Genomic DNA, 12,195 nt, shown 5'->3' with positions numbered 1-12,195 from the left:
ATTACACCGCAAAAATACGAAAAAGAATTGAAACTAACAAATATTCTGAGAGATATTTGCATTTATTCTTTCCTCTTCACCCAAACCTTATGGCTGCCGCGGCCTAGTGAATCTATCGGTGAAGATTTATCACAGGTCAGCTCCTTCAGTTCCATAGAGGCGGCAGTACGGCTCAGGTTGTTGATGGAGGCATAATCGCCTAGGGTGAGGACTCCGTTCTTCTCTATCACCTCCAGGGCTCGGGCGATGCGCTCTTCCTTGGAATAGAGCTGCTTACGGATAACCTTTACACCACCCATATCACGCTCCAGGTCACGGTCGGTTTCACGCTTCACATCCTTGATAAACTCAGGAGACGCCTTGAAGTTGATGTCTTTCACTCCCACCTTGCGGTACGTCATCTTATCATCTGGATTCAGAATTTCCCTAGGCTTCTCATCCTCGAAAGCGAGGGAGAGGGAGAAGGTGCCGAAACCTTCCAGATTCACGTTGTAACCCATGGAGAGCATATCTGTCAGCATATCAACCACATCGGTCAATACAGCCTCCGTGGTACTTTCCGAAATACCGCGATGGTAGTTCTGCATCATCTTGACGAACTCTTTTCGGGATAGTGTACGGTTGGTCACCATCTTGGGATAAACTCTGCGCTTTCCATCATAGCGCATATCCCCCATTTCCTGCAATTTGTACTTAGCCATATCAGTTTCCTTTCCTATTTTAGTTTATTAGTATTTCTTATTGCAACAGCCTTTACACCCTATAGTATTTATTGTTATACTTAAGAAGAAAAGACCACAAACCTAGGAAGAAAAGTATTTAATCCTAGGAGAAATCTCCGTTCATAGACATTGAACCGACATTCAAAGTCTATGAACCGCCGTTCAAAGACACTGAACGGACATTCAATGTTTATGAACGAAGATTTCTACCTTGCAAAGATACAACATTATCAGATATAAAACAAGACTTTTCCTGAATATCTTTACTTTTCCGGCCATAATTCTTCGTTTTTTGAGCTTATTTCTTTGCGTATCCCAAATAATTGTGTTAACTTTGTAGTCAGATTGCAAACCAAAGGCTAAAGGATTGCAAGACTAAGACAGAACTTTCACATATGGGGAAGTTAAGGGAAGTTAGAGAAGTTAGAGAAGTTAGAGGGAAGTTAAGGGACAAATGTCCTACGTTTTACGCCAAAAGACTATTGTCTCTTAACTTCCAGAACGACCGTAGGGAGTGATAACTTCTTTAATTTCAATTAATTCCCTCACTTGCGAAACTTGAATTAAGATTAGACATTCTTATGAGTATGAAGATATTAGCAACCAGCGACTGGCATCTGGGTAACCTGTTTCACGGCAACGACCGCCTGCCGGAACACAAGCATTTCCTGAAATGGCTCCTGGAGCAGATAGCTGGACAAAAACCCGATGCTCTCCTCATCGCAGGAGACATCTTCGATAACGGAAATCCATCGGCAGCGGCACAGACCGTTTATTACGAGTTTCTTGCCGATGCTACCCAACTGTGCCCTAACATGCAGGTCATCATTACCGCCGGCAACCACGATTCAGCCAGCCGACTGGAGGCTCCCCGTCCGCTGCTCACCCGATACCACGTGGAAATAAGAGGAAACGTAAGGAAAATCTGGAAGCAGGGAGAAAGCGGGGACGATGATAAAACCGGCGGACATTGGATCTATTCCTTCGATGACCTCATCATCCCCTTAACCAACGAGGCAGGAGAAGAAGTCATCATCCTCGCCGTACCTTTCCTTAGAAGCGATGTGGTGCAGAACGCCAGCTACTCGCAGGGAGTCAACGACTTTCTGAGAGAACTGACGGCTGAGGCTCGACAGAAATACCCGGGCAGGAAGTGCATCATGATGGCACACATGTACGCCAAGGGTTCGGATATCGCCAAGAAGGATGCGAGCGAGAAAATCATCATCGGCGGACAGGAGGAAGTGGACCTGGAAGGATGGAACGACCATCCCGACTATATGACTTGCGGACACATCCACAAACGGCAACATATCTGGAACACCGACTGGGCAAGATATACGGGAAGTATCCTCCCGATGTCGTTTGCCGAGAAAGACTACACCCACGGCATCGATCTCATCACCATCGGATGTGACAAGGGAGAAAAGGAGGAAATGGAAGCGAAGGAGGAAGAAGAAGAGGGAATGAAAAAGAAAGAAGAGGGAATGAAGGAAGAAGAAGAGAAAGAAAAGGAAAACTGCAAAGGCAAGAGCAAGGAATGGAAAGTAGATTTTCTGGAATACAAGCCTCAGCATTCCCTCCGCATCCTGCCCGAAGATGAGGAAGAGCTGACCTTCAAGAAATGGCAGAAACTCATCAATTCTGAACTCTCGGAGAGAACAGACAGCGAACTGAGCGACCATTTCGACTACGTGATGCTGAAGGTGAAACAGGAGAAACTGACCAGCGATGACATCAAGGAACTGGAGAAACTCGTCAACGAAAAGGATGCCGTGCTCTGCAAAATCCAGCGCATCATCCCGCAACTGGACCTCTCCACCATCCAGGGTTCCCAGCACATCACCAGCATAGAAGACATCATCAACCGTCCTCCGCTCGATACGCTGAAGGAAGCCTTCGCCATCAGACACAACGCTCCGATGAACGAAAGACAGGAGAAAATGTTATCAGATTTATTAACGACATCATCATTATGAAATTCATACAACTCGAAATACTCAACCTCGCTTCGCTTGACAAACAGGGAGGCGAGGTCATCAACTTTGAAGAAGGTGCCTTAGGCGAGAGTACCATCTTCAGCATCGTAGGTCCGACGGGAAGTGGCAAGTCTACCCTACTCGATGCTATCTGTCTGGCTCTCTACAACCGCGCCCCTCGCTACCCCAGGAAGAAAGGCGACAAGAACCAGAACATCGAGATTTTCGGAGCTGCCGATGCCAGCGAAAGTAACCGTCTGGCTCCTACCGACAGTAGAAACATCCTGACACGTGGCAAGAAGGAAGGCTACAGCAAACTCACCTTCCTTGCCAACAACGGCAGCATCTACCGCGCAGAATGGCACGTCAGATTCCAGAGAGTGCGCTACGAGAACGCCAAGACTGCGCTCTATAAAATCACGAGAAACGGAGAAGAGATAACGGAGGAAACTGCCGACTGGAACGAGCTGCCGAACATCATCGGACTCGACTACGACCAGTTTCTCCGTACCGTACTCATCGCCCAAGGCTCGTTTGCCAACTTCCTGACGGCAAAGGAAAACGAGCGGTACGAACTCCTGGAAAAACTCATCGGATGCGAGGAAACTTATACGAACATCGCTACTGAAATCAAGAAGGCGAAAGACCAGGCAACGGATGCCTACAACCAGATGGCTGCATCGGTGGAAGCCGTAAAACAAAACCTGCTGAACGATGAAGAACTCGCCCAACTGAAGGAGGAAATCGACCACCTGGAAAAGGCTGAGAAGGAACTCGACAGCCAGTTGCAAGCCATCTCGAAAGACCTGCAATGGTTTGAGGAAAACGATAAGCAAACCAAACAAATCGCTATCTGCCAGACTGATATGGAGCAAGCAGCAGATGCCATTAAAGAGATGCAAGCCCAGATTCTCCGTCTGCAGTTGCACGATGAAGTACAGCCAGCTGTCAACCAGCTGCAGGAAGTAGAACGACAGACGCAAAGCATCCACGAACAGGAAGAAAACATCCTGAAAGCGGAAGGAAACATCAAAAGTCAAGAGTCTGCCATCAGCGAAAGCGAGAAAACTCTCGCCAGTCTGAAGGCAGCAGTCGGCAAGGCACAGGAACAGCTGGAAAAGGCGCTGCCGGTCATCGCTGAAGCAAGGACGCTGAAAACCAAAATGGAAGCGGCTATGCCGAATCTGAAAGAAAAGAAAGAGGCATTGGAGTTGGCTCAGAAAGAGAATCTAACTGCCCAGAAAGACTTGGAGGAAAACGCCAGAAACATCCAAGAATGGGAAGCTGAAACGGAGAAAGCGAACCTTGCCCTCAAAACGACAAAGGAAGAGATTGCCAAGCAGAAACAGGTTCTGCACGAAGCGACACAAGCCGCAGAACAGGCTTGGGAGACGGAAAAGAACAAGACTGCCGGACAGAATATAGAGGAACTGCAGAACAGCAAGACTGTAGCCGACAGGAAACTGCAGGATGTCCAGCAAGCCATCAAGGTAGTGGCTCATCTCGATGCTGCCACAGCAGAAAAGCAGAAGAATGAGGAGCGCATCCTGGTCTTGGGCAAGAGAAATGCGGAGATAGATGAAGCCCTGGGCAAGTTGACCATCGAGGCTCTGACCCAAGAGACCCTAACGCTGAGAAATGCCTATACCCTCATGGTGAGTGAGAAATGGGAGATTCATCGTGCCAACCTGACCAAAGGCAAACCTTGTCCGCTTTGCGGCAGCACGACCCATCCTTATCATACCGACAACAGACAGTTTGAGGAAGCCACCACAGAACTCTCGCAACTTCTGAAAGTCAAGGAGGATCTGCTGAAACTGCAGCAGAAACAGGAGAAGAACCTTTCCGGCGAAAGAAAACAGAACGATGGCGAAGTACAGACGCTCCAGAAACAACAGAAAAAACTGTCGGGTGAAATCGCAACTTACGAAGAGGAATGGAAGGCGCTCATCGCCCAGTATCCAAAGATTCCAAAGGCAGAGGCAGAACTGAAATCGCTCTTGCCTATCTATGAAAACAAGGCGAAGGATGCGAGCAGCAAACTGAGCCTCTTTAACAAGATTCAGAAAGAGATAGAACGGCTGACCCAACTCAAGGATAAGGCTGTAAAGGATGAAGCTGCGTATGAAAGCAAGGCTTCTACTATACAGAACAAAGTCCAGGAAAATACTTCAACCTGCGCAACAAAACTGGCTGAGCAAAAAGCACTTACCACCAACCTCATCTCGCAGCAGAAGAGTAAGGAGGAGGCTTACGGGAAAGCCCTTCAGACATGGAATAGTGCCAAGAAGGAAATGGAGGAATGGCAGGAGAAATATAAGCAGATTCTGAATGGCGAAGAACCAGACGCGGCTGAACAAAGACTGACAGCAGCAAAGGACGAGGCAACGAAAGCAGCTGATACTCAGAACGAAAACATCAACAAGCTGAAGGCGGAACTCGCCAACAGTAAAGGTTCGCATCAAACCATGCTGTCTCAGAACAAGACGATGAAAGAGAATCTGCAAACGAAGGAAAAGGAACTCGACTTTTGGATCGAGGAATACAACAAGCAGCTTGAAGAAAAGAGCATCGAAGGAAAATACTCCGAAGAGGAAGGCATCGAGGAAAGAAGTATCGAACCAAGCCTTATCGACCGAAATACCATCCGGGAGATACTTCACTCTGCCGAAGACTGGAATGCTATCCGACGGGAAAAGGACGAAAAGGAGAAAGCCGTGGCTTCAACCACCGCCCTTTACCAGAGTGCAGAAAAGGCGCATCAGCAGCACTTGGAACATCAGCCTGCCCAAACCCGTGATGCTCTCTTAGCCATTCAGCAGGAGTTTCAGGAGAGAAGCCAGCGCAACGAACTGATTGCTGCCAACGCCAGGATGCAGAACCATCAGGAAGCCGTGAAGCAGTTGGGCGACAAGGCTGAGGCTCTGAAGCTCGTAACGCAGGAAAAGGACGACTGGACAGCCATTACGGATGCCATCGGAGCAGACGGCAAGACGCTGCGCAAGATAGCCCAATGCTATACGCTCAGTTTCCTGATAGCGCACGCCAACCAGGAAATCAGAAAGTTCAACAGCCGTTACGAACTGCAGCAGGTAAAGCATTCGCTGGGCATCAGAGTCATCGACCACGACCGTGCCGACGATATCCGAGACACCACCTCCCTATCTGGTGGCGAAACCTTCATCGTGAGTCTCGGTCTCGCCCTGGGTCTGTCAGCATTATCCTCCCGCAACATCTCCTTCGAGAACCTGTTCATCGATGAAGGCTTCGGAACCCTCGACCCCGATACCCTAGCCACCGTCATCGACTCCCTCGCCATGCTGCAAAGTTCGCAAGGCAAGAAGGTGGGCGTCATCAGTCATACCGACACGATGAGCGAGCGCATCACCACCCAGATAAGGATTATCAAGAATGGCAACTCCGGCAGCAGCCATATCGAGATCTATCCGTAATTACACCTTATTATATATAGGACACACATCCTTATCCATCATACATACCATACGTTTGGCAGCCTTATACCAAATGTTTGGTATGTTCTTTACTCCTGTATGGTAGTCTTTTTACACCCCATGTGGTATTGCCCAAGTGGGGAAATCGCAGTACCTTTGCACCCAGAAAAGCGAACAGGGCATCACAATCGATGTGGCTTACCGCTATTTCGCCACACCGAAACGCAAGTTTATCATTGCTCGGCATACCACATATCCTGTTGGCTATCAACAAGATGGACCTGGTTGATTTCAGTAAAGATGTATACGACAAGATTGTTGCCGACTACAAGAAGATGTCGGAGGCATTGGATATCAAGAACGTGGTGTTTATCCCAATCAGCGCCAAGGATGGCGACAACGTGGTGAACAAGAGCGATAAGACTCCTTGGTATGATGTGATTCGTCCTATCAGCAGCCAGTTCCCTGACTACCGCGGTTATGCGGGCAGAGTGAGCGGCGGCATCATCCGTCCGGGCGATAAGATAAGAGTATTGCCATCAGGCACGGAGAGCACCGTGAATAGCATCGACTTCGTAGAGGAACACCTGGAGGAGGCGTATGCCCCAATGAGCGTTACCCTGACGCTGAACGATGATATCAACATTTCACGTGGCGACACCCTCGTGAAGGCAGATGAGAAGCAGCCTGGCATCGAACAGGATATCACGCTGGATGTATGCTGGTTCAATGAGCGCCCAGCTGCCGTAAGAAACAAATACGTAATCCGTCAGGCAACCTTCGAGACCCAGGGCTTGATTCGCAGCATCAACTATCGCCGCAACATCAACACCTTGGAGAAGGAAGAGGGTGTATCGGAATTGAAGATGAACGATATTGCCGAAATCACCATCCACACCGCCAACCCATTGGTATTCGATAAATATACGGAGAATAAGGTAACAGGCAGTCTCATCTTCATTGACCCGGATACGAACGAGACCGTGGGAGCGGGACTTATTAAGTGAAGAATAAGGGCGGATTGCAAATCCGCAAAATAAAGAGGTTAAGACGTTTTTTAACGACGGATTTCTCTTAGAGAATCTCGGCCGCATTCGGCAATTATCAAGCGAGCTTGAATTGCTCTCATTTGCACGAGATTTGCAAATCCGTCGAAACGCCTAACGGGGTAAACGAAAGAATCCGACGGATAAAGCGGATTGCAAATTCTGGCTTCCGTCAGGCGTTCCGCCGGATTTGAAATCCGGCGTCAAAAAAGGTTCGACCTATTTACCGGGGGATTTGCAATCCCCCACATTATAAAATACGAGTATGGATTATAGAATAGCAAAGGATAAGATAGCAGGACAGGTGATGTTTCTCTTGACCATCGCCTCCATATTCCTGGTAATCATCATGGCGGTGGGACTGTTTATCAAGTCGGAACCGATATTGAGCCAATAGATACTCATCCGTTCGATGGACGAAGTGGCAAAGACGATTCCGCAGGAGATACTCGATTCATCCTACAGTCTGGGTGCCACGAGGATAGAAACCATCGGCGATTGTGCCGGAGTGATGTTTACGGCAGGATTCTCCGATCATATTCCTCATAGACTGAACCAGCAGGCAGCTACCCTCCCATTGAGCGTGTTCTTCCAGTTGAGCGCCCCGCAGGAGGATGTTCAGAACAGAGCCTACGCTGCAGCCGTGGTACTCACCATCATCGTATTGGTGTTGAGTTTCGGCGGCAGATACATGATGGCTCATTTCTCTAAAAACAAGGTATAAACAGAAATCTAAACAAGTCTCTTCTGGAGTTGGTTTAAGGCTTAGATAAACGTTACGTAAGACTTAAACCAACTCCAAAAGAGACTTAAACCAACTCCAAAAGAGACTTAAAGCAAATATGCGTTCCTACGGATTCATCTATCCACAGGAACGCATATTCATTTCTCATCATAGGAGATAACCAATCATTATACGATACTATATCATCCATACGATATTTAAACCTTGTTTCCCTCTTTTGGGAAAACCACGGTAGGCTTGAAGGTCTTAGCCTCCTCAAAGTCCATCAGGGCATAAGCGATGATGATGACGGTATCACCCACCTGCACCTTGCGGGCTGCAGCACCGTTCAGGCAGATACAACCGCTGCCACGCTCACCCTTGATAATATAGGTCTCCAAGCGCTCACCATTGTTGTTGTCTACAATCTGAACCTTCTCGCCTGCTATCAGATTAGCAGCGTCCATCAAGTCCTCATCGATGGTGATGCTGCCCATATAATTCAGGTTAGCCTCAGTTACGGTCACACAATGGAGCTTACTCTTCAATACTTCTATCTGCATTGTTCTGTTATTACTTGATCTGTTACGGATTAAACTTAATAAAGAAATCTATCGAGGAATTATCCCTTATACTTGATATGGTCGATGAGACGGATAGGAGTCTTACCGCAATAAACGGTGATGCAACCTACCACATAGGCGCTATCCTCCCATGAAGCGACATCCTGCAGGCTGTCGCCATCCACAATCTGGAAATACTCTACCTCAAGACCCTCTACAGCATTGATGTCGGCAACCACCTTATCGTGAGTTTCCTGTACGGTATGAGACTTGGCATACTCCACACTCTCCTTCAGAGCCTTATAGATGTTGGGCGCAATGGCACGCTCATCAGGAGCCAGCAAAGTATTGCGGCTGCTCTTAGCCAAACCATCCTCATCACGGATGATAGGACACTCCACAATCTTCACATCGCTGTTGATATACTTCACGAGCTGCTTGATGACAGCAATCTGCTGCCAATCCTTCTCACCGAAATAAGCACGGGTAGGACGAACGATATAGAACAGGCGGCTTACCACCTGGCAAACACCATTGAAATGGCCTGGACGCTTGGCACCCTCCATCACGGTAGAAACCGGAGGAAACTCGAAGTGGCGGGTATCAGGTGTGGGATACATCTCCTCTACAGAAGGAGCAAAAACATAGTCAGCACCACAAGCCTCGATGAGCTTGCAGTCGGCATCAAGAGTACGAGGATAACGTTCCAGATCACCCTTGTCATTAAACTGAGTAGGATTCAGGAAAACAGACACCACAGTAATACCGTTTTCCTTTACACTGCGCTTCACCAAAGAGGCATGACCCTCATGAAGAGCGCCCATAGTTGGCACGAGGCCGATTTCCTTTCCCTCCTTGCGACGATCGAAGAGTTCGTTCTGGAGGTCAACAATCTTATTGAATACTTTCATCTTCTTAATTCTGTTTCGGGGTGCAAAATAACAACTTTTTTCTGAAATAAGAAAGAAAAAACCTAAAAAAAAGCGAATAATCGTCGAAAAACCCCTTTTTAAAAGAAAAAATGCCAATATTTGGATTTTTTTTTGTACCTTTGCACGTAATTCGTAAGAATAAAATTTAAGTTTTATGGCAAAGAAAGTACTATTTATCAATCAGGAGGTCGACCCATACGTAGCCGAGACTCACATGTCAATCATGGGACGCGAACTACCTCAGAAGATGCAGGAAGCAGGTTTTGAGATTCGCACATTTATGCCTAAATGGGGCACAATCAACGAGCGTCGCGGACAATTGCATGAGGTGATCCGCCTGTCTGGTATGAACCTTATCATTGATGATTCTGATCACCCTCTGATCATCAAGGTAGCATCTATACCAACAACACGTCAGCAAATCTATTTCATAGATAACGACGACTACTTCAACCGTCGACAAATGAGTACCGACGAGAAGGGCGTGGAATACACAGACAATGGTGAGCGTGCCATCTTCTTCGCACGTGGCGTACTGGAAACAGTCAAGAAGCTGCGCTGGCAGCCAGATGTCATCGTTTGCCAAGGATGGGTAAGCGCAGTGGTTCCTTTCTATATCAAGACTGCATATGCTGAAGAACCTTCATTTGCTGATTCAAAGGTGATTTGTGCTATCTACCCTAGCGAACTGAAGGGCTCATTAGGTCACAACTTCAAGCAGTGCGTGGAGTACCGCGAAGCTACACCAGACAAGCTCACAGAATATGGTGACAACTTCAACTTCGTTGAACTCGCCAAAATGGCCATCGACTACAGCGACGGCGTGGTAGAAGCAGCAGAAGGCGTCAATGCAGAGCTCATCAAGTATGCAGAAGACAAGAACAAGCCTTTACTCCGTTTTCCTGGCGATGACTTTGCTGAACCATATGCCAAGCTCATCAACGAGGTATGCCCAGACGAGGAATAAAGTTTAGGTATTAGTATACAATTTATCAAGGATAATGAAAATTCTTAGATTATTTACGGTTATGATGATAGCAGCGATAACTTTCGCTGCATGTGATGACACCACCGAGAACATCGGTGGTAGCATCACTAACAATGTAGACAACATCAACATCTCTAACGCTGTTTTCGATGTTGCTACCAATTCTCTAGTTGCAGGTCCGGTGCTCAACAGAAGCAACTCCGGCTTGATAGGAAAAGTAAAGGACCCGGAGACGGGTACATACGTTTCGGGCGATTACATGAGCCAGTTTGGCGTACTTCCTAATTTCGACATCGACACCCTGCAGTATATCCAGAATGCCAACGGTGGCAGAATAGAAGCAGACTCCTGCTACCTGCTCGTCTCTTACAAGAGCACATACGGCGATACCCTCGCCCCTATGAAGGTGACGGCTTACGAGATGACCAAGGCGATGCCAGAGAGTTCCAACTATCTCTCAGACTTTGATGCCTTTGCCGATGGATATGTCAACAAAGACAATTTCCAGGCTAGTGCCACCTATCGGCTCAGCGATTATGTAACTTACTTCAAGATTTATCTCAATAAGCCATATACCAAGGACGGCAAGACCTACAAGAACTACGGTTCTTACATCATGCAGACCTATTATGAGCATCCTGAGTATTTCGAGACCAGCTACCGCTTCATTCACAACGTATGCCCAGGCTTCTACATCAAGAGCGTGGGCGGTGTAGGCAACGTGGCTAACATCTGGAACACCGAGCTTCAGTTCTATTGGACCCGCAGTAAGCAGATCAAGGCTTCTGATGGCGTTACTGACAGTACAGCCGTAGGTCATGGCTATCATCGTTTCGATGGAACCGAGGAGGTATTGCAGCTGAACAAGATTACCAATGATGCCAGCAAGCTGGCTCAGTTGGCTGCTGAGGAGTCGTGCACTTACATCAAATCACCTGCAGGAATCTTCACCGAAGTCACCCTGCCTGTAGAGGAAATCATGAAGGGACATGAAAAAGATACGCTCAACACAGCTACCATCTCGTTCCCACGACTCAACAATACTGATAACAACAACAAATATCAGTTTGATGTGCCTTCTACCATCCTGATGGTACAGAAAGATAGTCTGAACAGTTTCTTCGAGAAGAACAAGATTACAGACAACCGTACCTCGTATACAGCCAGCTACAGCAAGACCGGTTCTACCGTGAACAATGCCTTTACATTCAACAACATCAGTAACCTCATCTCTGTGATGTACAAGAACAAGGCTGAGGGCGAAAAGAAGAATGCCAACTGGGCGAAAGAGCATCCTAACTGGAACAAGGTGGTACTGGTACCGGTAACGGTAACAACCAGCACACTGAACAACGCTACTGTAATCACCAAGATCAATCATGATATGGCACTTACTTCTACCCGCCTCCAGAAGGGCACGAAGCAGAACAGCCCTATCAAGATCAAGGTAATCTATAGTAAGTTTAAGGAAGAATAATCAGACGACATGGCAGACAATTTTCTTGAGCGACATCGCGAGGACTACGAGAAGCGAAAGGCAGCATGGCTCAGAAGGAAGAAGCACCTTCCCAAGATAAAGCAACCAGCCCTTCAGCGACCGGACGATGAAGCACTGTAAAATACAAAATCACATTCAACAATAAAATGAAATCCCGATAGGCGATTACGACTATGGCTCGCAACTGCTTATTGGGATTTTTTGTTGTTCTTATCTTCCATCCCAGATGTCATTCTTTCCCTATTCATGATATCAGTTTTTCTATATATAATAAGGTGTACGTACACAATT

11 protein-coding genes are annotated in these 12,195 nt (G+C 47.4%); 8 read left to right on the top strand and 3 right to left on the bottom strand.

Annotation, left to right across the window (positions count from 1 at the left end):
- Positions 1 to 62 precede the first annotated feature (62 nt).
- Positions 63 to 701, bottom strand: a complete 639-nt coding sequence (locus tag ACQRBJ_RS02815; RefSeq protein ID WP_119230028.1) for an HU family DNA-binding protein — start codon at positions 699 to 701, stop codon at positions 63 to 65.
- Positions 702 to 1,309: 608 nt separating this feature from the next.
- Between ACQRBJ_RS02815 and ACQRBJ_RS02810 the strand changes: the two genes are divergently transcribed.
- The 5 genes from ACQRBJ_RS02810 to ACQRBJ_RS02790 all read left to right on the top strand — a co-directional run bounded on the left by ACQRBJ_RS02810 (position 1,310) and on the right by ACQRBJ_RS02790 (position 7,923).
- Positions 1,310 to 2,701, top strand: a complete 1,392-nt coding sequence (locus tag ACQRBJ_RS02810; protein WP_445302802.1) for an exonuclease SbcCD subunit D — start codon at positions 1,310 to 1,312, stop codon at positions 2,699 to 2,701.
- The gene (locus ACQRBJ_RS02805; RefSeq protein WP_445302801.1) at positions 2,698 to 6,153 is read left to right on the top strand and encodes an AAA family ATPase; all 3,456 of its coding nucleotides are present in this window, start codon (positions 2,698 to 2,700) and stop codon (positions 6,151 to 6,153) included. Before ACQRBJ_RS02810 ends, ACQRBJ_RS02805 begins: the two co-directional genes overlap by 4 nt.
- A gap of 191 nt (positions 6,154 to 6,344) precedes the next feature.
- On the top strand, positions 6,345 to 7,160 hold the full coding sequence (locus ACQRBJ_RS02800) for an elongation factor 1-alpha C-terminal domain-related protein (RefSeq protein WP_445302800.1): 816 nt from the start codon (positions 6,345 to 6,347) through the stop codon (positions 7,158 to 7,160).
- 304 nt (positions 7,161 to 7,464) lie between these two features.
- Positions 7,465 to 7,596, top strand: coding sequence for a hypothetical protein (locus ACQRBJ_RS02795; protein ID WP_294970356.1), 132 nt, complete (start codon positions 7,465 to 7,467; stop codon positions 7,594 to 7,596).
- Positions 7,597 to 7,620: 24 nt separating this feature from the next.
- Positions 7,621 to 7,923: a hypothetical protein gene (locus ACQRBJ_RS02790; protein ID WP_445302799.1), complete on the top strand. Its 303-nt coding sequence runs from the start codon at positions 7,621 to 7,623 to the stop codon at positions 7,921 to 7,923.
- A gap of 218 nt (positions 7,924 to 8,141) precedes the next feature.
- Here the strand turns inward: ACQRBJ_RS02790 and panD are convergent, their stop codons facing one another.
- Positions 8,142 to 8,486, bottom strand: coding sequence for an aspartate 1-decarboxylase (gene panD / locus ACQRBJ_RS02785; RefSeq protein WP_117692769.1), 345 nt, complete (start codon positions 8,484 to 8,486; stop codon positions 8,142 to 8,144).
- 59 nt (positions 8,487 to 8,545) lie between these two features.
- Positions 8,546 to 9,397 (bottom strand): pantoate--beta-alanine ligase, encoded by an 852-nt coding sequence (gene panC / locus ACQRBJ_RS02780; RefSeq protein ID WP_445302798.1) that lies wholly within the window; start codon positions 9,395 to 9,397, stop codon positions 8,546 to 8,548.
- A 175-nt stretch (positions 9,398 to 9,572) separates the two neighbouring features.
- Between panC and ACQRBJ_RS02775 the strand changes: the two genes are divergently transcribed.
- The 3 genes from ACQRBJ_RS02775 to ACQRBJ_RS02765 all read left to right on the top strand — a co-directional run bounded on the left by ACQRBJ_RS02775 (position 9,573) and on the right by ACQRBJ_RS02765 (position 12,024).
- Positions 9,573 to 10,385, top strand: a complete 813-nt coding sequence (locus tag ACQRBJ_RS02775; protein WP_295348403.1) for a glycogen/starch synthase — start codon at positions 9,573 to 9,575, stop codon at positions 10,383 to 10,385.
- Positions 10,386 to 10,446: 61 nt separating this feature from the next.
- A complete protein-coding gene (locus ACQRBJ_RS02770; protein ID WP_294970887.1) occupies positions 10,447 to 11,883 on the top strand; it encodes a DUF4270 domain-containing protein in 1,437 nt (478 codons plus the stop codon).
- 9 nt (positions 11,884 to 11,892) lie between these two features.
- A complete protein-coding gene (locus ACQRBJ_RS02765) occupies positions 11,893 to 12,024 on the top strand; it encodes a dehydrogenase (protein WP_153121841.1) in 132 nt (43 codons plus the stop codon).
- Positions 12,025 to 12,195: the final 171 nt, after the last annotated feature.

The organism is Prevotella sp. SGI.167 (assembly GCF_050313615.1).
GTDB lineage: Bacteria > Bacteroidota > Bacteroidia > Bacteroidales > Bacteroidaceae > Prevotella.
This window is presented reverse-complemented; position numbering and strand designations above follow the sequence as displayed.